This is a genomic window from Dokdonella aquatica (assembly GCF_051987395.1).
Lineage (GTDB): Bacteria > Pseudomonadota > Gammaproteobacteria > Xanthomonadales > Rhodanobacteraceae > Dokdonella.
Window position 1 is genome coordinate 4,291,332 of record NZ_CP197094.1, and the last position, 22,567, is coordinate 4,313,898.

Below are 22,567 nucleotides of genomic sequence, written 5' to 3' on the forward strand. Positions count from 1 at the left end.
TGAGGCGGCGGGAATCCTCGAACGGAACGCGGAGATCCGTGCTCAGTCTTCGGTCTCCCGCGACAGGCTGATGCCGCGCTCGTCGCGCACGATGCCGCCGACCGACGCGAACGCCGACTCGTCGAACACGGGCTCGGCGACGGTCGCCTCGACGACCGGTGCGGGCGCCGGCGCCGGACGCGGCTCGGGCGAGCCTTCCGGGCGGAACTTGATGATCTGCTTCCACGAGCGCACGAGCGCGTCGGCGAACACGAGCAGCAGGTCGCCCGGACGCGACATGCGCAGGCCGGCCTCGATGGCCTCCTGCTCGTCCGGGATGATCGAGATCGCGTCCTGCGGCACGCCGGCCGCGACGAGCGCCCTGGCCTGCAGGCGCGGCACCTCGTCGCTGGCGCGGCCACGCAAGCCGTCGTCGCGGCGGCAGATGTAGTGGTCGAAGCGGTTGGCGACGGCATCGGCGATCGCGACGAGATCCTCGTCGCGACGATCGCCGGGACCCGCGAGCACGACGATACGGCGGCCGACCACATCGAGACGCTGGGCGAGATCCGCCATGACCGACACCGCGTGCGCATTGTGGCCGTAGTCGAACAGAACCTTGAACGGGTGTTCGTTGAACACGTTCATGCGGCCCGGGGCCTGGAAGAACGTCGTGTCGAACGTGCGCAGGCCCTGGCGGATCGCGTCCAGCTTGATGCCGAGCGAGAACGCCATCGACGCGGCGACCATCGCGTTCTGCACGTTGTGCAGCGCGCGGCCTTCGAGCGTGGCCGGGATCAGGTGCGTCCACAGCAGCGGGATGTGGCTGCCCTTGTCGTAGAGCGTGATCATCTGGCCGTTGACGCCGCCTTCGAGCGCGCAGGCGCGGCCGCCGGCGCGGATGTGCTCGCGCACGAGCGCGTGCGACGGGTTCATCGTGACGTAGCAGATGGTCTTCGCATCGGTGTAGCCCGACATGCGCAGCACGTTGGGATCGTCGGCGTTGAGCACGGCGCAGTCCTGCGCGATCTCCACGACGATGCGCTTGACCTCGGCGAGCTGCTCGAGCGTGTCGATACCCTTCATGCCGAGATGGTCGGACTGCACGTTGAGCACGGCGCCGACGTTGACCTCGCGCACGCCCATGCCGGCGCGCAGCAGGCCGCCGCGCGCGGTCTCGAGCACGGCGATGTCGATCTGCGGATCCGACAGCACCATGCGCGCCGAGACCGGGCCGGTCATGTCGCCCTCGACCGTGCGCTGGCCGTCGATATAGACGCCGTCGGTGGTCGTGAGGCCCGGCGTGTAGCCGGCCATCTTGGTGATGTGCGCGAGCATGCGCGCGGTGGTGGTCTTGCCGTTGGTGCCGGTCACCGCGGCGATCGGCACGCGTGACGGCGAACCGGCCGGGAACAGCATGTCGATGACCGGACCCGCGGCGTCGCGCGGCGTGCCCTCGCTCGGCGCGACGTGCATGCGGAAGCCCGGCGCGGCGTTGACCTCGCAGATGCCGCCGCCGATCTTGCGGTAGCTCTCGGCGATGTTGGTCGAGAGGAAATCGACGCCGCCGACATCGAGTCCGATCGCGCGCACTGCGCGCTCGGCCATGTCGCGGTTGTCGGGATGGATGATGTCGGTGACGTCGGTCGCGGTGCCGCCGGTGGACAGGTTGGCGGTCGAGCGCAGGTAGACGATCTCGTCGGCCTTCGGCACCGACTCGGCCGTGTAGCCGGCGCGGTCGAGCATCATCTGCGCCTGCGCGTCGAGTTCGATGCGCGTGAGCACCTTCTCGTGGCCGACGCCGCGGCGCGTATCCTGGTTCACGACCTCGACGAGCTCGGCGACCGTGTGCGTGCCGTCGCCGACGACGTGACCCGGCGTGCGCTTGGTCGCGGCGACGAGCTGGCCGTTGACGACGAGCAGGCGGTGGTCGTCGCCCTCGACGAAGTTCTCGACGATGACCGAGCGCGAGTGCTCGCGCGCCGAGGCGAAGCCGGCATGGACTTCCTCCTCGGTCATGAGGCGGATCGAGATGCCGCGGCCGTGGTTGCCGTTGTACGGCTTGGTCACCACCGGCAGACCGAGGCGGCGCGCAGCGCGCCAGGCGCCCTCGGCGCTCTGCACGAGCTCCTGCTTGGGCACCGGCAGGCCGAGCGTGCCGAGGATCTTGTTGGTCTCTTCCTTGTCGCTGGCGAGTTCGACGGCGATGTGCGAGGTGCGCCCGCTGACCGTCGCCTGGATGCGCTGCTGGTACTTGCCGTGGCCGAGCTGCACGAGCGACTGGTCGTTGAGGCGCAGCCACGGGATGCCGCGCTCCTCGGCCGCGCGCACCAGCGAGGCCGTCGACGGACCCAGCGCGCGGCGCTGCGCGTAGCGGATGAAGGTGTCGCGCGCGCTCGGCCAGTCCCAGCCTTCCGGCAGGCTGTCGGGCTCGCGCAGGTTCTCGGGCAGCAGGGAACTGAGCAGGCTCAGCGCGAGCTCGCCCGCGGCGATGCCTTCCTCGCGCTGCGCGTATTCGTAGACCACCGTGTACACGCCCGGGCGACCGTCGATGCTGCGCGTCTTGCCGAACGTGACGTCCTCGCCGGCGATGTTCTGCAGCTCGATCGCGACGTGCTCGAGCACGTGGCCGAGCCAGGTGCCCTCGCCTTCGCGCATGCGGCGGATGAAGCCGCCCGGTTCGCGGTAGGAGCAGCCGTGCTCGGCGAGTCCGGGCAGTGCGGCGACGAGGCCGTCGACGAACGCGTCCCCGAGTTTCGCGGTCGGCCACTGCTCGAGTTCACCGAGGTCGAGCTCGAGGCGGATGACGGGAAAATGCGCGTACAGCGAAGGGCCCACATACACCGAACGATCCAGGACACGCATGCGCTACTCCCCGATGGCGTTGGGAGGGCTGCGGGGCGTCTCCCCGTGTTCCGGTCGCGTCGACCGGATTCCAGCGTCCCCACCCTCCGGGAAAGCCACTGGGTCCCGGTCGTGCCGGGACGACCTGCCGCTGCGCGTCAGTGCGCCGTCTTGGTCACCGCCAGCGAACCGGCGGAGGCGCGTCGCGTGTGCAGGTTGAACGTCGCACCGGCGACGAGCACGTGGACACGCAGGCCGAGCAGGCAGACCGGCTCGTCCTCGCCGACCTGGTCCATCGACGAGAACTCGAGTTCGCTCGCATCGACCACGGTGACCGCACCGCTGCCCTCGACCTCGAGCGTGTTGTCGGGGCGGATGAACGCAGCGGTGTCCTCGTCGAGCCCGATGCCGATCGCGAACGGGTTGTAGGCGAGCGCGGCGAGCAGGCGGCCGAGGCGGTCGCGCTGGCGGAAATGCTGGTCGATCACGAAACGGTTGGTGAGACCCAGGCCCGGCGCGAGGCGCACGCTACCGGCCGTCGGCGAGGCGCCTTCGCGACCGAACGCGATCATGTGCTCGCTGAGGATGCTGGCACCGGCGCTGGTGCCGCCGACGTGCACGCCCTGTGCGTTGAGGCTGCGGATGAGCTTGGCGACCGGCGTGCCGCCGAGCATCGTCGCGATGCGCAGCTGGTTGCCGCCCGTGAAGAAGATGCCGCTGGCCTCGCCGATGCGCTCGAGGCGGTTGTTCTCCTCGGCATCGCGGCGCGTGTCGAAATCCATCGCGGTGACGCGGCCGGCGCCGAGCTCCGAGAAGATGTGCTCGTAGCGGGTGCCGGTGTCGACGAGCTGGCTCGCGGTCGGGATCACGACGATGTCGGCATCACGCCCGCCGCACAGCGTCACGAAGCGCTCGAGGATGCGCGCGTCGTTCTCCTTCTCCTCGGCGCCGCCGATCGGAACGATCCAGCCACGCTCGTCACCTGCCGCCACCCTGCTCGGACTCATCGGAACCCTGTCATGCCATCGTAGGACGCTATCTGTACACGCAGCGCGGGTGGGCCGCAACGGGCGGGGGCGCGTCGCCCGGCCTGGCGCGGCTCCCGGCGACGCCTCCGACGGCAGGGCGCCGGCCTGCACGCGGGCTGCGAAAAGGCGGCGTATCCAGCAGCAGGATCACGATTTTCATGGCGTTGCGGCGTCCACCGTACCGCGGCGCGACGACCGGGTGCCGCTGAACGTACAATGCGCGATCCTGCGACCCGAGGACCTGCGGTGACGTCACGACGCGGCATCATCCTCGCCGGGGGCTCCGGCACCCGGCTGTACCCGATCACCCAGGCCGTCAGCAAGCAGCTGCTGCCGGTCTACGACAAGCCGATGATCTACTACCCGCTGAGCACGCTGATGCTCGCGGGCATCCGCGAGGTGCTCGTCATCAACACGCCGCACGAGCAGGCCTTGTTCGAGCGCCTGCTCGGCGACGGCTCGCAGTGGGGCATGTCGATCCGCTACGCGGTGCAGCCCTCGCCCGACGGTCTCGCCCAGGCCTACCTGATCGGCCGCGACTTCGTCGACGCCAAGCCGAGCTGCCTGATCCTCGGCGACAACATCTTCTACGGCCACGGCCTGACCGACCTGCTCGCCGCGGCCGATGCACGCACGCACGGCGCCAGCGTGTTCGGCTACTGGGTGCGTGATCCCGAGCGCTACGGCGTGGCCGCCTTCGACGGCGACGGCCGCGTCGTCGGCATCGAGGAGAAGCCCGCCAAGCCGGCCTCGCACTGGGCCGTGACCGGCCTGTACTTCTACGACGGGCGTGCCACCGACTACGCCGCAGCGCTGAAGCCGTCGCCACGCGGCGAACTCGAGATCACCGACCTCAACCGCTGCTACCTCGACGACGGCTCGCTCATGCTCGAACGTATGGGCCGCGGCTTCGCCTGGCTCGATACCGGCACGCACGAGTCGCTCGTCGAGGCCTCGAGCTACGTGCAGACGATCGAGAACCGGCAAGGCCTCAAGGTCTGCTGCCCCGAGGAAATCGCGTTCCAGAACGGCTGGATCGACGCCGAGCAGGTGCTGCGCCTCGCCGCGCCGCTGGCCAAGAACCAGTACGGCCAGTACCTGCAACAGCTCGTGCGCGAGGAGCGCCCTGCTTGAAGATCATCCGCACCACGCTCGAAGGCTGCGTCGTCGTCGAACCCGCCGTGCACGGCGACGCGCGCGGCTTCTTCTACGAAAGCTTCAATGCGGCGCGCTTCGCCGAAGCCGGCCTGCCAACCACGTTCGTGCAGGCCAACGTCTCGCGCTCGGCGCGCGGCGTGCTGCGCGGCCTGCACTACCAGTGGCCGAACCCGCAGGGCAAGCTCGTCAGCGTGCTCGAAGGCGAGGTCTACGACGTCGCGGTCGACATCCGCCGCGGCTCGCCGACGTACGGGCACTGGGCTGCCGCGGTGCTGTCGGCCGAGAACAAGCGCCATTTCTGGATCCCGGAAGGCTTCGCGCACGGTTTCGTCGTGCTGAGCGAGCACGCGACGTTCACCTACCAGTGCACGGCGCTGTACGACCGCGCCGCCGATGCGGCGATCCGCTGGGACGACCCCGCGCTCGCGATCGACTGGCCGATCGCGGAGCCGTCGCTGTCGGACAAGGATGCGCGCGCGCCGCTGCTCGCCGACGTCGCGCCGGAACGGCTGCCGGCATCGTGACGTTCGCGTCGACGACCTGAGCATGAGGATCCTGCTGCTCGGTGCCAACGGCCAGGTCGGCCATGCGCTGCGTGCGCCGCTCGCGCGTGTCGGCGACGTGATCGCGACGACGCGCGACGGCCGCCTCGACGAAGGTGGTGACACGCTCGCCTGCGACCTGACCGATCCTGCCTCGCTGGTCGCGACGCTCGATCGTGCCGGCGCGGACATCATCGTCAACGCAACCGCCTACACGGCGGTCGACCGCGCCGAATCGGAGCCCGGCCTCGCCGACCGCGTCAACCACCTCGCCGTCGGCGAGATCGGCGCCTGGGCGGCCCGGCACGACGCGCTCGTCGTGCACTACTCGACCGACTACGTGTTCGCGGGCGATACGGCCACGCCGTACCACGAGAGCGACGCCACCGCGCCGGCCGGCGTCTACGGCCGTACCAAGCGCGACGGCGAAGATGCACTGCGCGCGTCCGGCGCACGCCACCTGATCCTGCGCACGGCCTGGGTGTACGGCGCACGCGGCCACAATTTCCTGCGCACGATGCTGCGCCTCGCCGCCGAACGCGACGAGTTGCGCGTCGTCGACGACCAGATCGGCTCGCCGACGCCGGCACCGGTGATCGCGACGATGACCGCCGAGCTGCTGCGCCGCTGGCTGGCCTTGCCCGCCCACGACCGAACGCAGGCACTCGGCACCTACCACCTGACCTGCCGCGGCCATGGCAGCTGGGCCTCGTTCGCCGAGGCGATCGTGAACGCTGCCGCCGAAGCGGGCGTGATCGCGCGCGCGCCGCGCGTGACCCGCATCGCCACGGCCGATTACCCGACCCCGGCCCGCCGGCCCGCGTGGTCGGTCCTCGACACCACCAAGCTCGCGCTCGTGTTCGGCTTACAATCGCCGACCTGGGAAGAGGGCCTGCGCGCCGTCATGGCGGAGATCGCCGCCGCGCGCACCTGAACAAGGAGAACCCCATGCTCGTTCCTGTCATCCTGTCCGGCGGTGCCGGCACCCGCCTCTGGCCGGTCTCGCGCAGCGCCTACCCGAAGCCGTTCATGCGCCTCGGCGACGGCCAGTCGCTGCTCTACAAGACGCTCGACCGCGCCCTGCGCCTGTCCGACGACGGCACCGTGCTGACCGTGACCGGCCGCGACTACTACTTCCTGACCCGCGACGAGTACGCCGCGCATCCGGACGCCGATCTCGACAAGCTGCCGTTCCTGCTCGAACCCGCCGGCCGCAACACGGCGCCGGCCGTCGTGCTCGCCGCGCTGCACGCCCTCGAACAGTGCGGCCCCGATGCGACCCTGCTCGTGCTGCCGGCCGATCACCTGATCCGTGACCTCGACGCGTTCGCGGCCGACGCGCGCCGTGCCGCCGCGCTCGCGCAGGACGGCTGGCTGGTCACGTTCGGCATCCGCCCGACCCATCCGGAAACCGGTTTCGGCTACATCCGCATGGGTGCGGCGATCGAAGGCCTCGACGGCCGAGCGGTCGGCGCGTTCGTCGAGAAGCCGAACCGCGAGACGGCCGAGAGCTATGTCGCTTCGGGCGACTACGTGTGGAACTCGGGCATGTTCTGCTTCCGTGCCGACGCCCTCGTCGCGGCCGCCGAGGTCACCTGCCCCGACGTCATCGCCGCGGCACGCGCCTGCCATGCCAGCGAGAGCGGCCAGGCCAGCCCGATCGAGTTCGCGCGCGAGCTGTTCCTCGCCCAGCCCGACATCTCGATCGACTACGCGATCATGGAACGCGCGCCGCGCGTGGCCGTGGTGCCGGCCACGTTCGACTGGAGCGACATCGGCTCGTGGAAGGCGGTCAGCGACATGGACGCCGAGGCTGACGATGCCGGCAACCGCGTGCGCGGCCAGGCCGTCATCGTCGAAAGCGAGAACTGCTACATCCAGTCCGACTCCCGCATGGTCGCGGCCGTCGGCGTCAAGGACCTCGTCATCGTCGACACCGGCGACGCCGTGCTCGTCGCCGACCGCAACCGCGCCCAGCAGGTCAAGCTCGTCGTCGACCGCCTGCGCGCGACCAATCACCAGTCGGCCACGTTCCACACCACCGTGCACCGCCCGTGGGGCAGCTACACGATCCTCGAGGATGCCGACGACTGCAAGGTCAAGCGCCTCACCGTGAAGCCGGGCCACGTGCTGTCGCTGCAGCTGCACAACAAGCGCAGCGAGCACTGGACCGTCGTGCACGGCACCGCCAAGGTGCGCATCGGCGAGAAGGAATTCCTGCTCAACGCGAACGAGTCTGCGTACATCCCGATGAACACCGTGCACCGCCTCGAGAACCCGACCGACCGCGACATCCACCTCATCGAGGTGCAGTGCGGCGACTACTTCGGCGAGGACGACATCGTGCGCCTCGAGGACCGCTACGGCCGCGTCAAGGCCAAGGCCTGAACCCATTCCAGAACGACAGGGAGTCACCATGAACCGATCCGCCATCGTCGCCGCGCTGCTGTGCGGCATCCTCGCCCCGCAGGCCTTCGCCGCGCCACCGACGCTCGAGGAGTTCGCGCGCCACGCACGGATCCACGACGCCAAGCTGTCGCCCAAGGGCGACTACCTCGCCGCAGTGTCGACGATCGAAGGTCAGCGCTCGGTCTCGGTGATTCGCCTGTCCGACAACAAGGTGTTCAACGTGCTGCCGCGCGAGAACGCCAACGTGATCCAGCTGTGGTGGGTCTCGCCGACGCGCATCATGTACACGATCGGCGAGGCGGTCGGCGGACTCGAGGCGCCCGCGCCGAACGGTGAGCTGCACACGGTCGACGCCGAGTCGCAGTCCAACGACCTGCTGTTCGGCTATCGCGCCGGCGGTGGCACCACGGGCACGCGCATCAAGCGCCGCGACGGCGAGTACGCGAGCGCGACCATGATCGACCCGCTGCGCGGCGACGACAGCAGCGCGTTGATCGCGGTGCAGCCGTGGAACTGGAGCATGGTCAACGTGCCCGGCGGCGAGACCGCGTTCGCCGAGGCGCGCCGCATCAACCTGCGCGACGGCAAGACGCGCGTCGTCGCCACGGCGCCGCTGCGCATCGCCACGTTCGTGGCCGACAACGAGGGCGTCGTGCGCTTCGCCTACGGCGAGGACAACACGCTCAAGTACAAGGTCCACTACCGCGAGGGCGACGGCAAGCCGTGGCAGGTCGTGTTCGACGAGGCCACCGACGGCCGCCGCGTCGCGCCGGTCGCGTTCAACCGCGCCGGCGACACCGTCTACTTCGACTGCTCGGGCCTGTGCCGCTGGTCGGTGGCCGATCGCAAGCTCGAGACGGTGTCGACGGGTGAGGCGTCCCCGATCGAGTTCTCGCGCACGTTCGACGAGAAGGACGTCTACGCCGTGCGTTCGATGCCGGGCCGCATCGCGGTCAGCCTCGTCGACAAGGGTGCGAAGGAAAGCGCGCTGCTGGCCGAGCTCATGAAGCAGTTCCCGGGCGAGGACGTGCGCTTCACCTCGGCGAGCCTCGACGGCAGCAAGGCGCTCGTCGAAGTGTCGAGCGACCTCAACCCGGGCACGTTCCACCTCGTCGATACCGCCTCGCGCAAGACCACGCCGCTGCTCGCCCGCGCGCCGTGGATCAAGCCCGACGAACTCGCGACGATGGAGCCGTTCGCGACGAAGGCGCGTGACGGGCTTCCGCTGCGCGGCTACGTGACCAAACCTTTCGGCAAGGAAGAGGCGAAGAACCTGCCGCTGGTCGTGTTCGTGCACGGCGGCCCGTACCACGTGCGCGACAGCTGGGGCTACGACCGCACCGTGCAGGCGCTCGCCAGCCGCGGTTACGCGGTGCTGCAGGTCAACTTCCGCGGCTCGGGCGGCTACGGCTACGACTTCGTCCGCGCCGGCTACCGCGAATGGGGCGCGAAGATGCAGGACGACGTGACCGACGCGACGAAATGGGCGGTCACCGAGGGCATCGCCGACCCGAAGCGCATCTGCATCTACGGCACCAGCTACGGTGGCTACTCGGCGCTGCAGGGTGCGGTGCGGGAGCCGTCGCTGTACCGCTGCGCGATCGGCGACGCCGGCGTGTACGACCTCGCGCTGATGCGCTCGCGCGGCGACATCCCGCAGTCCTCGTACGGCTCGGGCTTCCTCGACACCGTGCTCGGCAACGACGCCACCGTGCTCGCGCAGCGCTCGCCGATCAACCAGCTCGACCGCCTCGAGGCGAAGGTCATGCTGATCGCCGGTGGCCAGGACAAGCGCGTGCCGGCCGTGCAGTCGGAAAACCTGCAGCGCGCGCTCGTGGCCAAGGGCAAGAAGCCCGAGTGGCTCTACCAGCGCACCGAGGGTCACGGCTTCTACGGCGAAGCGAACGTGGCCGACATGTACGCGAAGATCGTCGCGTTCCTCGACGCCAACATCGGCAGCAGTCGCTGAGCCGACGCGCGGGGCGACGCACCGCCCCGCGCATGTCAAGCCTTGTAAAGAAACCGCCGCCACGTGCGGCGGTTTCGCGTGCCTTTGGGTATGCTCGGGAAACCCTTCCGATAAGGACATCCGATGCGCGCCCTGCGTGCCGTTGCGCTCTGCCTCACCCTCGCCTCGCCCATCACGGCGTTCGCCGCCGACCCGATTCCGCTCGGCGATTTCGCCAAGCACCTGCAGTTCGAGCAGGTCAAGATCTCGCCGGACGGCAAGACCCTCGCCGCGGTCGCGGTCGTCGAAGGCAAGCGCCAGCTCGCGCTGTTCGACATCGCCACGCTCAAGGGCATCAACGTCAGGCCGCGCGAGAACGACGAACTCGCCGATTTCGACTGGGTGGCGTCGAACCGCGTCGTCTACACGCTGGGTCAGAAGCTCGGCGGCATCGACAAGCCGATCTCGACCGGCGAGCTGCTCGCCGTAAATGCCGACGGCAGCGGCAACGGCATCCTGTTCGGCTACCGCGCACAAGGCGACTCGGTCGGTTCCAAGATCAAGAGCTCGACCGCCGAGCGCGCGAGCGCCTACGTGCTCGACGACCTGCCCGACGACGAGAACAACATGCTCGTCGTCGTGAACAAGTGGGACGCCGGCAAGGAAGGCGATTTCCCCGAAGTCGCGCGCATGAACGTGCGCAGCGGCAACCGCGTCAAGGTCACGACGGGGCCGATCCGCAACGCGAGGTTCCTCGTCGACCATGCCGGCCAGGTGCGTTTCGCGTTCGCCGACGACACGGCGCTCAAGCTCAAGGTCTACCACAGGCCCGACGACAAGGCCGCGTGGGAGGTCGTCCTCGACGAGGCCGCCTCGGGCAACCGCGCGACTCCGGTGGCGTTCGCACGCGACAACAAGACCGTGTACTGGGCCTGTGGCGGCGGCGAGATGGTCGGCCGCATCTGCACGTGGAGCGATGCCGACCGCGCGTTCAAGCCCGTGTGGTCGAACAAGACCGTGACCCACACCGGGCTCGTGCGCAGCTTCGACGGCAAGGACGTCGTCGCCGTGCGCGCCGCGCCGGGTCGCCCGTCGCTGTACCCGGTCGACAAGGAAGCCGATTCGCTCAAGGCGATCGTCGCGCTCATGCAGCAGTTCCCGGGCGACAGCGTCAACATCGTCTCGACCACGCGTGACGGCCGCAAGGCCATCGTCTCGACCTGGGCCGACGTGCACCCGGGTTCGTACTACCTGCTCGACCGCGACACGCAGAAGCTCACGTTCCTGCTCGCGCGCGCGCCGTGGGTCGATCCCGACAAGGCCGCGCAGATGCAGCCGATCACGCTCAAGGCGCGCGACGGCCTCGACCTCATGGGCTTCGTGACGCGCCCGCCCGGCAAGGAGGAGGCGAAGAACCTGCCGATGGTCGTGCTCGTGCATGGTGGTCCGCACGGCCCGTTCGACGCGTGGGCGTACGACCCTTACGTGCAGGCCCTCGCGAGCCGCGGCTACGCCGTCCTGCAGGTCAACTTCCGCGGTTCGGGCGGTCGCGGCTACGCGTTCGAGAAGGCCGGCTACGGCGAGTGGGGCGCGAAGATGCAGGACGACGTGACCGATGCGACGAAGTGGGCGATCGCCGAAGGCATCGCCGATCCGAAGCGCGTCTGCATCTACGGCGGCAGCTACGGTGGTTATGCCGCGCTGCAGGGCGCCGTGCGCGAGCCCGATCTCTACCGTTGCGCGGTCGGTGACGCGGGCGTGTACGACCTGCGCCTCATGTTCAGCCACGGCGATGTGCGCAAGAACCTGTACGGCCAGAGCTTCCTCGAGATGGTCCTCGGCAAGGACCAGGCCGTGCTCGCCCAGCGTTCGCCGGTCGCGCAGGTCGACCACATCAAGGCCAAGGTCATGCTGATCGCGGGTGGCCAGGACGAGCGCGTGCCGCCCGTGCACGCCGAGCGCCTGCGCGCCGAGCTGCAGAAGCGCAAGGTCGAGCCCGAGTGGCTCTACAAGCGCACCGAAGGCCACGGCTTCTACGACGAAGCCAACCGTGCCGAGATGCTCGAGAAGCTGATCGCGTTCCTCGACGCGAACACGACACCCTGACCCTCACGGCGCGGCAACCGCCGCGTCAGTCGAAGCTGCCGTGGAAGACGAGTTCGGTGTCGTCTTCCGCGGCCGCGCAGCCCGGACGACCGGCCTTGCCGCACTCGCGCAGGGCCGCCAGCGACGCGACCAGCGATGCGCGCTGCGTCGCGAGGGGTTCGCGCAACGACGCGCCGAGGCTGTCGACCTGCCATGGGTCGACCATGAGCCGGTAGTGCTCGACCGCGACGCGCACGTCGTCGACACGCCAATCCACGAACATCTGCGAAGGCGCGTCGGCATCGTCGCGCGACGTGCGCACGGCCGCGAAATCGGCCCACGACACGGGTGCCCACGAGGCGTCGCGGAAGTGTTCGACGAGACCACGGCGACGCCACGCCACCGGATGCGGCGAAGCAACCAGCGGTGCGAGATCGCGTCCATCCATCGCGACGCCCGCCTCGCCGCCGGCACGCGCCAGCAGTGTCGGCGCGAGATCGGTGTTGAGCACCATGCCGTCGCGCAGTTGCGCGGCGTCGATTCCGGGTCCGCGCACGAACAGCGGCACGCGGATCGAGCCCTCGTACGGCAGCACCTTGCCCCAGGCGCGGTGTTCGCCGTTGAGCCAGCCGTTGTCCGACGTGAATACGAACACGGTGTCGTCCCAGCGCCCTGCCCGCTCGAGCGCGGTGCGCAGCGTACCGATCATGTCGTCGAGGCCACGCAAGGCTTCGAGGCGATGGCGCAGGCCGCGGTCGAGCGCGTCCTTGTCGGCATCGCGCATCGGCGGGTACTCGCGTGCGTGCCAGGCCGGCTTGTCGGAAACGTCGATCTCGTCGTAGGACGGTACCAGGCGGTCCAGACCGACATCGGATGCGACCGTGCCGCGATGACGCGGCGCACCGCGCACGTCGTACTCGAAAGGCGTCGCCGCGGGAAGGCACAGTTCGAAATGCGGTGCGATCGGCGCGAGGTACAGGAAGAACGGGCGGACATCTCCCGCGAGGCCGCCGACGAACGCGGCCGCGCGGCGCGCGAGCACGTCGGTCTGGTAGTCGGCATCGGCGCCGCCATGGGTCACGAGCGTGCCGTCGACATTGATCGTGTAGTTGTACATGCAATACGCGCCGGCGTAGAGGATGCCCGGATCGCCATGGCGCTCGCCGTAGTCGGGCATCGCCTGCCAGGCGTCCCAGCCCGGCGGCACGTAGCGCATCGGATCGCAGGTCGGGCAGTTGCGCGGCGGCACGTAGCCGTAACCGTTGAGGAACTTGCCGATCATGCCGGTGCGGTAGCCCGCGCGTTGCAGCCAGACGCCGAGGTGTTCGCGATCGTCGAAGGCGCTGAACGATCCCTGCGGCGTCGCCGCGTCATGCGTGATGTTGAGCACGCCGTGGTTGTGCGTGTACTGGCCGGTCAGGAACGTCGCGCGCGACGGACAGCACAGCGCATTGGTCACGAACGACTCGGTGAAGCGCAGGCCTTCCTCGCCGAATGCCCGCTCGAAGTGCGGCATGAGCCCGAGATCGCGCGCGCGATCGAGCGTCGCCTCGTCGAGATCGTCCGCCATGAGCACGACGAGGTTCGGCGCGGCGTACGCGCCCGCCGCGCAATACATCGCGACGAACGCCACGACCGCCGCGAGGACGGAGCGCATGGCGATGGATTCCCCTGTCGACGCCGGGGCCGGCGTCGTGGCGCGAGCATCGGGCTTCCGGGCGCGGCGTGCAATGCCGCGCGACGGAAGATCAGTCGGACTGCGCGGACGGCTTCGCTGGAACCCTGCCCACCAAAGACATCGACGCCATGGCCTGTGCCGTGACATCGGGACTTTCGGACGTCGTCAGGACGAACAGAAGTTCACTCTCGTCCTGGGGCCTGGACCATGTGTAGGCCACGGTCGAGGCACGATCGTCATTCGGTCCCAGTCCGGCCTGCTCCCTGGACTCCATCGGAGCCGGTGCCCGCCCGACAAGGTCCACGAAACCTGCCTTGACCTTCGAGGCCTCTGCGGTCTGCGCGTAGACGATGCAGACGCCATCGTCCCTGAGCGCGACGACGTAAGTCGTCGAGGGGGATGGAACGAACCACGCGGTTCCGGGTGCACGCCGCAGGAAGAACTCCGACTGTTCCTGCGGTGCGACGCGAATGCCCGGGGCGTTCATGCTCGCCTTCAACTGCTCCCGCGAGTAGAAGTGCTTCATGCAGGTAACGGCGAACAGGTCGTTCAAGCTGTCGGCAGGCGGCGGGGGCGATGCCGCATTCGAGGATGCCGCATTCGAGAACATCCACAACGCCGTCATGACCGGCCATGCACGCACCGATTTCACAATGTCCGGCCTGACCGCTGGCACCGCGACGCCGGTTCGCACGACGTCAAGGTGTCCGACTTCAGCACCCACTCTCCTTTCACCCGTTCGTAGGACGTCACGCGCTCGTACCCGCCCGACTGCTGCGTGAGTGTCACCTCGGTCATCGAGGGGGATGTCGCGGCGGCAGGAGGAGGATCGTGACGGCGAGGCGCTCCGTCGGGATCAGGGCGAGAGGCGTGATGCGGGGATGTGAGGTCGGGATGCTCGGCCTCGCGCGTGAGCTCCACTTCGACCGGCACGTCCGCCAAGGGCGTGCCCGCGGACGCGGCGGCCTGCGCATGAACCGGCAAGGACAGGCACGCGGCCAGTGGAATCAGGAACGCCAACATCCTTGTGCGCATGACGATCGTCCTTGTGTGGGAATGCACAACACCTACCGGAACCTTTCGGCTCGTGAATCCGCCAGCCCGGTCGGATCGCGCGAGCCGCCATCCTGACGCCATCAACGCAACCGGCGCAACAGCCCCGCGGTCGAGCCGTCGAGGCCGGTCGTGTCGCCGCTGGTCATGCGCGGCAGGAGGTCGTTGCACAGTGCCTTGCCGAGTTCGACGCCCCACTGGTCGAAGCTGTTGATGCCCCACAGCGCGCCGCTCGTGAACACGCGGTGCTCGTAGAGCGCGACGAGTGCGCCGAGCGCAGCCGGCGTGAGCTTGTCGAGCACGAAGGTCGTGCTCGGGCGGTTGCCCGGGAACGTGCGGTGACGCGCGAGCACGTCCGGTGCGATATCGGGCGAGGCCGTCGGCACGTGCTCGCCGAGCGCCTCGTCGGCGCGCTTGCCGAGCATGAGCGCCTGCGCCTGGGCGAGGCCGTTGGCGAGCAGCTTGGTATGCAGGTCGGCATACGGATGCGTGGGCTCGCGCACGAGGATGAACTCGACCGGGATCACGTCGGTGCCCTGGTGCAGCATCTGGAAGTACGCGTGCTGGCCGTTGGTGCCGGGCTCGCCCCACACGACCGGACTCGTCGCGAACGGCACCGGCTCGCCGTCGAGGTCGACGCGCTTGCCGTTGCTCTCCATCTCGAGCTGCTGCAGGTAGGCCGGGAAGCGCCGCAGACCCTGGTGGTACGGCGCGACGCTGCGGCTCGTGAAGCCGTGGAAGTTGCGGTACCAGACGTCGAGCAGGCCGAGCAGCAGCGGCAGGTTGCGCGCATCGGGCGCCTCGCGCGCGTGCACGTCCATCGCATGCGCACCGGCGAGCAGCTCGCGGAACGACTCGGCGCCGATCGCGAGCGCGATCGGCAGGCCGATCGCCGACCACAGCGAGTAGCGCCCGCCGACCCAGTCCCAGAAGCCGAACGTCGTGTCGATGCCGAACGCGGCCGCGGCGGCGACGTTGGTCGTCGTCGCCACGAAATGGCGCTGCGTGTCGGTGCCGCCATGGTCGAGGAACCATTGTTTCGCGACGTGCGCGTTGGCCATCGTCTCCTGCGTCGTGAAGGTCTTGGAGGCGATCACGAACAGCGTCGAGGCGGGATCGAGGTCGCGCAGCACGGGCGCGATGTCATGACCGTCGACGTTGGAGACGAAATGGAAGCGCAGGCCGCGATGCACCCAGGCGTCGAGCGCCGGCACGACCATCTGCGGCCCGAGGTCGGAGCCGCCGATGCCGATGTTGACGATGTCGCGGATGCCGCTCGTGGCGGTGTCGCGGATGCGCTCGACGTAGCCGAGCATGCGCTCGAGCACCTCGTGCACCTCGTCGCCATGCGGCGCGGTTCCGCGCGGCGCGCGCAGCGCCGTGTGCAGCACCGAGCGGCCCTCGGTCGCGTTGACGGGTTCGCCCGCGAACAGCGCTTCGCGGCGTTCGGCGATGCGGCACTCGCGTGCGAGGGCGAGCAGCAGGTCGAGGGTCGGCGCGTCGATGAGGTTCTTCGACAGGTCGGCGAAGATGCCGGCGGCCTCGAACGAGAATGATTCGAAACGCGAGGCGTCGGCGGCGAAGGCGTCGCGCAGGTCCAGCGCGTGCGCGCCGGTGCCGAAATGGCGGCCGAGCGCGGCCCAGGCGGGGGTGCGGTCGCAACGCGGGGCTCGGCTCATCGCAGGTCCTTCCGGCAAAGCCGCGAGCATAGCGCCACCCGTGACTTGCGTCCTTTCGCCGGCCGCAGGCTGCGCTTACCATCAGGGGTTCATTTCGACGAGGACGCCCCATGAAGCCGTTGTTCGCCGCCGTCGCCCTGGCGGCTGCCGCTCCCGCGCTCGCCGCACCGACGCCGTTCACGGTCAAGGACCTGGCCACGCTCGAGCGGGTCAGCTCGCCGCAGCTCTCGCCCGACGAGCGCAGCGCGCTGTACCAGCTGCGCGTCACCGACTACGCGGCCAACCGCGGCCGCACCAGCCTGTGGGTCACGCCGCTCGGCAACGGCAAGCCACTGCGCCTGACCGAGGACAGCCTCGGCGCGTGGTCGGGCGCGTGGAGCGCCGACGGCAAGCACGTGTTCTTCGTCGCCGGCAAGGACGACGTGCAGCAGCTGTGGCGCGTGCCGGCCACGGGCGGCACGCCCGAGGCGATCAGCAGCCTGCCGCTCGACATCGGCAGCTTCGCGATCGCCGCCGACGGCCGCACGGTCGCGTTCACGACCGACCTCTTCGTGGCCTGCGCGGAGGAGTCCGATCCGCTCGCGTGCACGAAGAAGCGCCTCGACAAGCCGGCCGATGCCAAGGCCAGCGGCCGCGTCTACGACCAGCTGTTCGTGCGCCACTGGGACACCTGGTCGGATGGCCGCCGCTCGCAGCTGCTCGTGGCCACGCTCGGCGACGACGGCAAGCTCGGCACGCCGCGCCTGCTCAGCGGCAGCATCGACGGCGACGTGCCGTCCAAGCCGTTCGGCGACGCCAGCGAGTACGCGTTCTCGCCCGACGGCAAGACCCTCTATTTCGCCGTGCGCAACGCCAAGGGCAGCGAGCAGGCGTGGTCGACCAATTTCGACATCTTCTCGGTGCCGGTCGACGGCTCGGCGCAGCCGAAGAACCTCACCCCCGACAATCCCGCCTGGGACAGCTACCCGCTGCCGTCGCGCGACGGCAAGACGCTGTACTACCTCGCGATGAAGCGCGCCGGCTTCGAGGCCGACCGCTTCGGCATCCACGCGCTCGACCTCGCCACGGGCGCGTCGCGCGAGATCGCACCGTCGTGGGACCGCTCGGCGTCGGGCCTCAAGGAGTCGGTCGACGGCAAGCTGCTCTACACGGCCGCGGACGACTGGGGCCAGCACCCGCTGTTCTCGGTCGAGGTCGCCACGGGCAAGGTGACCAAGCTGGTCGGTGACGGCACGGTCAGCGCGTTCGATGTCGGCGCCAAGCGCCTCCTGCTCGCACGCGACACGCTCAAACGCCCGGCCGACCTGTTCACGGCCGACACGCGTGGTCGCAGCCTCAAGCCGCTCACGCGCGCCAACGCCGAGACACTCAAGGATCTCGCGGTCGGCGACTTCGAGTTCTTCACGTTCGTCGGCCATGGCGGCGCCACGGTGCAGGGCTACGTGGTCAAGCCCGTCGGCTTCAAGGCGAACCGCCGCTACCCGGTCGCCTTCATCATCCACGGCGGCCCGCAGGGTGCGATGAACAACGGTTTCAGCTACCGCTGGAATCCGCAGACCTACGCCGGCCAGGGCTTCGCGGTCGTCACGATCAACTTCCACGGTTCGACCGGCTACGGCCAGGCGTTCACCGACTCGATCTCGCAGGACTGGGGCGGCAAGCCGCTCGAGGACCTCAAGCTCGGCTGGGAAGCCGCGCTCAAGAAGTACAAGTTCCTCGACGCCGACCGCGCCTGCGCGCTCGGCGCCTCGTACGGCGGCTACATGATCAACTGGATCGCCGGCAACTGGAACGAGCCGTGGAAGTGCCTCGTCAACCACGACGGCGTGTTCGACACGCGCGCGATGGGCTACGTGACCGAGGAACTGTGGTTCACCGAATGGGAGAACGGCGGCACGGTGTACGACAAGCCGGACGCCTACGAGCGCCACAACCCGCTCAACCATGTCGACCAGTGGCGCGTGCCGATGCTCGTCGTGCAGGGCGAGAAGGATTACCGCATCCCGACCTCGCAGGGCACGGCCACGTTCACGGCGCTGCAGCGCCGCGGCATCCCGAGCCAGCTGCTGTACTTCCCGGACGAGAACCACTGGGTGCTCAAGCCGCAGAACAGCGTGCAGTGGCACGAGACCGTGAACGCCTGGCTCAAGCGCTGGACCGGCCAGTAATACCGCTGCACGCGCGGGAGCCGCGACGGCTCCCGCGTCCCGCGCGCATCGCCCCGGCGACGCGTCACGCCCGCCCCCGCCGACGAGGACCCGCGTGGAACCCGAGAACCTTCCGCTCATCACCAACGACGCTGTCGTCTTCGGCCTCATCGCCGGCACGCTCGCGCTGATCTTCTACACCGCGAGTGGCCCGACGCCGTTCTGGCGGCGCTTCTACGGCTGGGTGCCGGCACTGCTGCTGTGCTACCTGATCCCCGGCCTCTACAACACCTTCGGCATCATCGACGGCAACAGCGCGGGCCTGTACCCGATCGCGCGCGACTACCTGCTGCCGGCCGCGCTCGTGCTGCTGATGCTGTCGATGGATCTCAAGGGCCTTTTCTCGCTGGGTCCGAAGCTGCTGATCATGTTCGTGACCGGCACGATCGGCGTGCTGCTCGGCGGGCCGATCGCCTACCTCGCGATCAAGGCGATCAACCCCGAAACCGTGTCGGGCGACGCGTGGTCGGGCATGGCCGCGCTCGCGGGCAGCTGGATCGGCGGCGGCGCCAACATGCTCGCGATGAAGGAGATCTTCGGCACGAGCGCCGACACGTTCGGCCAGTTCATCGCGGTCGACATCCTGGTCGGCAGCACGTGGATGGCGTTCCTGCTCGCGCTGTCGGGGCGCGCCGCGCAGATCGACGCGCGCAACGGCGCCGACACGCGCGCGATCGACGAGATGAAGGAACGCATCGCCGCGCACCAGGCCCAGCACGCGCGCACGCCGACGCTCAACGACTTCATGGTCATCCTCGGCCTCGGCTTCGCGCTGACCGGCCTCGCCCACGCGATCGGCCAGCCGGCCTCGGCATGGATCGGCGCAAATGCGCCGGCCCTGAAGTCCTTCAGCCTCGACTCGACGTTCTTCTGGGTGGTCATGCTCGTGACGACGTTCGGCGTCGCGCTGTCGTTCTCGCCGGCGCGCAAGCTCGAGAGCGCGGGGGCCTCGAAGCTCGGCTCGATGCTGCTGTACGTGCTCGTCGCGAGCATCGGCATGAAGATGAACGTCGCTGCCCTGCTCGACCGCCCGTGGCTGTTCGCGCTCGGTGCGATCTGGATCGGCACGCACGGCTTGCTGCTGTACATCGTCGGCCGCGCGATCAAGGCGCCTCTGTTCTACTTCGCGATCGGCTCGCAGGGCAACATCGGTGCGGCCGCGTCGGCGCCCGTGGTCGCGGCGGCATTCCATCCGGCCCTCGCACCGGTCGGCGTGCTGCTCGGCGTGGTCGGCTACGCGACCGGCACCTACCTCGCCTACGGCCTCGGCCTCGTGCTGCGCTGGATGGCGACCTGACCGGAACCGTCACGTCACGCGCTCGCGGCGGCCCTCACCGCGCGAGCGCGTGCCAGCCATCGCGGTCGTAGATCACGAGGCGCCGGCCTGCGCGTTGCAGCTTGGCGTGGCCACGCTCGAAGGCGAGCCCTTCGACATCGAACGTCACGCCGTCGTGATGGCCCGTGACGACCACACGACCGCCGCCGACCGCGTGCACGGTCTCGCCACGCCATGCCGCGCGCACGCGCAGGCGATGCACGTCGGTCCCTTCGCGCAGCACGACGAGCAACTCGTGCGGACGCCAGCGCCACGCGCCGCGACGCGGCAGCGTCCAACCCTGCCCAGCGCGTTCGAGCCGCGGCGCACCGCCGGCGACCGCGTAACGCTCCGTGCGCTCGCACAGGCGCAGCAACCGTTCGCGACTCAGGCAGACCTGGGTCTCGTGCGTGAGCAGCGCCTCGCGCTTGCGATCGAGGCGTGCCGGCGTCGCCTCGAGCGTCGCGACGTCGGCGCCCGCGGGCCAGTCTCCGTGCACGAGGTAGTCCATGCGCAACGCGTCGTGCGCGCCGGCTCGCGCGAGCGCGAGGTCGGCCAGCACGTGCAGCGCGTTGTGGTCGGGATGCGCGTCGGTCGCGGCAGGGCGTGCGACGTGGGTCGGCGCGAACGCGGCGATGCGCTCGGCGAGTCGCTGTTCGGCTGCACCGTCGCGCATGAGCAGAGTCGTCACGCCCTGGTCGGGCCAGCCGAAGTGATCGACAGCGCCGGGATCGACGCCGAGCACCGCGAGCGCGCGGCCGCATTCGGCACGTCGGCGCGCGCCCCAGCGCGCGCGCGCGGCCGCATCGATGCGCCAGCGCTTCTCGATCCAGCGCTGCGGCCACGGGTTGTCGTCGCCGTCGGTCGCGACGACCACGTGCAGCGCCGCGCCGGCCTCGCGCGCGGCCTGCACGAGTCCGCCCGTCGCGAGCGTCTCGTCATCGGGATGCGGCGCGAGCACGAGCACGCGCGAGCGCGCGTCGAGGTCAGGGAGTCGGGACGTCATCGGGAAGCGTCGGGCCGAACAGGCGTGCCATGGTAAGGCCGCGTTGCAGCGCGGGTGCCCAGACTAGCGCAAAACGATCCGTCGTCGCCGTGCGCAGCACATGGGTGCCGCGTTCGAGGCGGCGCGATCCGGCGAAGGGCTCGCCGTCGATCGTCGCCTCGACGACGCCGTGCGGTCCGACCACGCTGTAGTCGCCCTCGATCTCGACGGCGACCTCGAGCGCCTCGCCTGCGTCGTGTGCGGCGAACTCGTGGCCGGCGACGTAGACGGTCGGCGCGATGCGCAGGTAGTTGCGCACGACGAATGCGCGCGCATCGTCGGGCAGGCGGTCGGCGACCACGACCGGCGTGCGCGTCGCGACGAGGTTCGCGGCGATGTCGTCGACGATGCTGCCGTCGCGCATGCGTGCGAGCGTGATGCCCTCGAGCACCCAGTACACGGGACGCCGACGGAACACGCTCTCGCCCTTGGCGTCCATGACGAGATCCGCCGGCGTGGTCAGTGCGAGCACGTCGGCACGGCGCTCGCGCTGCGTCGCCGCGGCATCGTGCCAGGGCTTCGTGTCGACGACGATCGAAGCCGCACATGCGACGAGCACGATGACGACCACGGCGCGCACCAACGCGACGTGCCTGTCGCGCCAGCGATCGAGGACCGCGGCGGCGCCGAGCGCGACGAACGGCAGCACGGGCAGCAAGTCCTGGCGCGTGAACAGCGGCCAGTAGCCGTTCAGCGCAGCGAGGTAGCCGAACGCCGCGAGCAGCACGAACGCACGCGGTGCCCACGGTTTCGCCCCGCCGCGACGCGCACGCCAGGCCAGCCACAGCGCCGGCGGCAGCGTGAGCGGTGCGAGCACGAAACGCAGCACGCCGTCGGACCAGCGGCCGAGGCCGGCGACCACGTTGTGCTCGAACAGCGCGTAGAACATGCCGTGCCACGCCCCCTCGGCCGCGAAGAACGCCGCGAGCATGCCGGGCACGATCAGCACGCCGATCGCGAAGGCCGCAATGCCGCGCCACGCGATGCGGATCGCGCCGGCTCCGTCCTGCAACCGCAGGATCGTCGCGACGATGACGAGCGCGATCGCAGCCGTGGCGAGCAGCAGCGTGGTCTTGAGCGACACCGCGAGCGTCGCGCCGACGAGCACGCCCGCGAGCGCGAGGCGCGCCGGCGTCGGCGGGCCTGCGACCGCCACCGCGACCGTCGCGAGCCATGCGAGCGCCCACAGGTTGTCGGTGCGGAACTGCAGCGTCGTCGTGAAGAAGGTCGGGAACAGCGCGGTCAACGCGGTACCGAGCCAGGCGATGCGCGGCGTCCACAGGCGCCGGCCGATCCACCACGTCAGCGCGAGCATCCCCGCGTACAGCGGCAGCATGCCAAGACGCATCCATTCCACGATGTCGGCTCGCTCGGGGAACAGCGCGAGCATCGGCGCGTACAGCATGTGGAACAGCGGCGTGTGGTTGTCGAACAGGTCGCGGTACGGCACGAGGCCTTGCGTCCACGCCCACACGACGTGCAGGTGCTGCGGTTCGTCGGAGTTGACCTTGAACGTGAACGCGCACCATGTGCGCCAGGAAAGCACGATCGCCGCGGCGGCTATCAGTGCGATGCGCATGCGGGCGCTGCCCTGGCG

The 22,567-nt window shown here is 69.6% G+C and carries 15 protein-coding genes; 8 read left to right on the top strand and 7 right to left on the bottom strand.

All coding sequences use genetic code 11. From position 1 onward, the window contains the following. Positions 1 to 42: 42 nt before the first annotated feature. Complete coding sequence (cphA, locus tag ACQQ2N_RS19060) at positions 43 to 2,844, bottom strand: cyanophycin synthetase (protein ID WP_440223156.1); 2,802 nt, start codon at positions 2,842 to 2,844, stop codon at positions 43 to 45. Between the two features lie 137 nt (positions 2,845 to 2,981). Continuing rightward, positions 2,982 to 3,830, bottom strand: a complete 849-nt coding sequence (locus ACQQ2N_RS19065; RefSeq protein ID WP_440223157.1) for a cyanophycinase — start codon at positions 3,828 to 3,830, stop codon at positions 2,982 to 2,984. 267 nt (positions 3,831 to 4,097) lie between these two features. On the opposite strand from ACQQ2N_RS19065, the gene rfbA reads away from it, so the two are divergent. The 6 genes from rfbA (at position 4,098) to ACQQ2N_RS19095 (ending at position 12,014) form a co-directional block, all read left to right on the top strand. Further along, positions 4,098 to 4,985 carry a glucose-1-phosphate thymidylyltransferase RfbA gene (gene rfbA / locus ACQQ2N_RS19070; protein ID WP_440223158.1) on the top strand — a complete coding sequence of 296 codons (888 nt, stop codon included), beginning with the start codon at positions 4,098 to 4,100 and terminating at the stop codon, positions 4,983 to 4,985. Next, positions 4,982 to 5,533 (top strand): dTDP-4-dehydrorhamnose 3,5-epimerase, encoded by a 552-nt coding sequence (rfbC, locus tag ACQQ2N_RS19075; protein WP_440223159.1) that lies wholly within the window; start codon positions 4,982 to 4,984, stop codon positions 5,531 to 5,533. Before rfbA ends, rfbC begins: the two co-directional genes overlap by 4 nt. Before the next feature lie 22 nt (positions 5,534 to 5,555). Further along, positions 5,556 to 6,485, top strand: a complete 930-nt coding sequence (rfbD, locus tag ACQQ2N_RS19080) for a dTDP-4-dehydrorhamnose reductase (RefSeq protein ID WP_440223160.1) — start codon at positions 5,556 to 5,558, stop codon at positions 6,483 to 6,485. Positions 6,486 to 6,499: 14 nt separating this feature from the next. After that, the gene (locus tag ACQQ2N_RS19085) at positions 6,500 to 7,939 is read left to right on the top strand and encodes a mannose-1-phosphate guanylyltransferase/mannose-6-phosphate isomerase (protein ID WP_440223161.1); all 1,440 of its coding nucleotides are present in this window, start codon (positions 6,500 to 6,502) and stop codon (positions 7,937 to 7,939) included. A 28-nt stretch (positions 7,940 to 7,967) separates the two neighbouring features. After that, positions 7,968 to 9,929: an alpha/beta hydrolase family protein gene (locus ACQQ2N_RS19090; protein WP_440223162.1), complete on the top strand. Its 1,962-nt coding sequence runs from the start codon at positions 7,968 to 7,970 to the stop codon at positions 9,927 to 9,929. A gap of 123 nt (positions 9,930 to 10,052) precedes the next feature. Then, entirely contained in the window at positions 10,053 to 12,014 is a 1,962-nt protein-coding gene (locus ACQQ2N_RS19095; protein ID WP_440223163.1) for an alpha/beta hydrolase family protein, read from the top strand. 25 nt (positions 12,015 to 12,039) lie between these two features. On the opposite strand, the gene ACQQ2N_RS19100 is transcribed toward ACQQ2N_RS19095, so the two are convergent. From ACQQ2N_RS19100 to pgi, 3 genes are all read right to left on the bottom strand, one after another. Next, entirely contained in the window at positions 12,040 to 13,650 is a 1,611-nt protein-coding gene (locus ACQQ2N_RS19100; RefSeq protein WP_440223164.1) for a sulfatase family protein, read from the bottom strand. A 91-nt stretch (positions 13,651 to 13,741) separates the two neighbouring features. Next, complete coding sequence (locus tag ACQQ2N_RS19105; protein WP_440223165.1) at positions 13,742 to 14,395, bottom strand: NMCC_0638 family (lipo)protein; 654 nt, start codon at positions 14,393 to 14,395, stop codon at positions 13,742 to 13,744. A gap of 412 nt (positions 14,396 to 14,807) precedes the next feature. Then, positions 14,808 to 16,403 (bottom strand): glucose-6-phosphate isomerase, encoded by a 1,596-nt coding sequence (gene pgi / locus ACQQ2N_RS19110; protein ID WP_440223166.1) that lies wholly within the window; start codon positions 16,401 to 16,403, stop codon positions 14,808 to 14,810. 110 nt (positions 16,404 to 16,513) lie between these two features. On the opposite strand from pgi, the gene ACQQ2N_RS19115 reads away from it, so the two are divergent. Then, positions 16,514 to 18,571, top strand: coding sequence for a prolyl oligopeptidase family serine peptidase (locus ACQQ2N_RS19115; protein WP_440223167.1), 2,058 nt, complete (start codon positions 16,514 to 16,516; stop codon positions 18,569 to 18,571). Positions 18,572 to 18,665: 94 nt separating this feature from the next. Then, positions 18,666 to 19,907, top strand: a complete 1,242-nt coding sequence (locus ACQQ2N_RS19120; RefSeq protein WP_440223168.1) for a DUF819 family protein — start codon at positions 18,666 to 18,668, stop codon at positions 19,905 to 19,907. A 34-nt stretch (positions 19,908 to 19,941) separates the two neighbouring features. Here the strand turns inward: ACQQ2N_RS19120 and ACQQ2N_RS19125 are convergent, their stop codons facing one another. Together ACQQ2N_RS19125 and ACQQ2N_RS19130 are read right to left on the bottom strand one after the other, a co-directional pair. Then, positions 19,942 to 20,931: a PIG-L deacetylase family protein gene (locus tag ACQQ2N_RS19125; protein WP_440223169.1), complete on the bottom strand. Its 990-nt coding sequence runs from the start codon at positions 20,929 to 20,931 to the stop codon at positions 19,942 to 19,944. Next, complete coding sequence (locus ACQQ2N_RS19130) at positions 20,912 to 22,549, bottom strand: ArnT family glycosyltransferase (RefSeq protein ID WP_440223170.1); 1,638 nt, start codon at positions 22,547 to 22,549, stop codon at positions 20,912 to 20,914. The genes ACQQ2N_RS19125 and ACQQ2N_RS19130 overlap by 20 nt, the downstream gene beginning before the upstream one ends. Positions 22,550 to 22,567 lie beyond the last annotated feature (18 nt).

Excerpts from the sequence above, each read along its gene's own strand:
- cphA (WP_440223156.1), bottom strand. The coding sequence starts at position 2,844 with ATGCGTGTCCTGGATCGTTCGGTGTATGTGGGCCCTTCGCTGTACGCG.
- ACQQ2N_RS19065 (WP_440223157.1), bottom strand. The coding sequence starts at position 3,830 with ATGAGTCCGAGCAGGGTGGCGGCAGGTGACGAGCGTGGCTGGATCGTT.
- rfbD (WP_440223160.1), top strand. The coding sequence starts at position 5,556 with ATGAGGATCCTGCTGCTCGGTGCCAACGGCCAGGTCGGCCATGCGCTG.
- ACQQ2N_RS19085 (WP_440223161.1), top strand. The coding sequence starts at position 6,500 with ATGCTCGTTCCTGTCATCCTGTCCGGCGGTGCCGGCACCCGCCTCTGG.
- ACQQ2N_RS19090 (WP_440223162.1), top strand. The coding sequence starts at position 7,968 with ATGAACCGATCCGCCATCGTCGCCGCGCTGCTGTGCGGCATCCTCGCC.
- ACQQ2N_RS19095 (WP_440223163.1), top strand. The coding sequence starts at position 10,053 with ATGCGCGCCCTGCGTGCCGTTGCGCTCTGCCTCACCCTCGCCTCGCCC.
- ACQQ2N_RS19100 (WP_440223164.1), bottom strand. The coding sequence starts at position 13,650 with ATGCGCTCCGTCCTCGCGGCGGTCGTGGCGTTCGTCGCGATGTATTGC.
- pgi (WP_440223166.1), bottom strand. The coding sequence starts at position 16,403 with ATGAGCCGAGCCCCGCGTTGCGACCGCACCCCCGCCTGGGCCGCGCTC.
- ACQQ2N_RS19115 (WP_440223167.1), top strand. The coding sequence starts at position 16,514 with ATGAAGCCGTTGTTCGCCGCCGTCGCCCTGGCGGCTGCCGCTCCCGCG.
- ACQQ2N_RS19125 (WP_440223169.1), bottom strand. The coding sequence starts at position 20,931 with ATGACGTCCCGACTCCCTGACCTCGACGCGCGCTCGCGCGTGCTCGTG.
- ACQQ2N_RS19130 (WP_440223170.1), bottom strand. The coding sequence starts at position 22,549 with ATGCGCATCGCACTGATAGCCGCCGCGGCGATCGTGCTTTCCTGGCGC.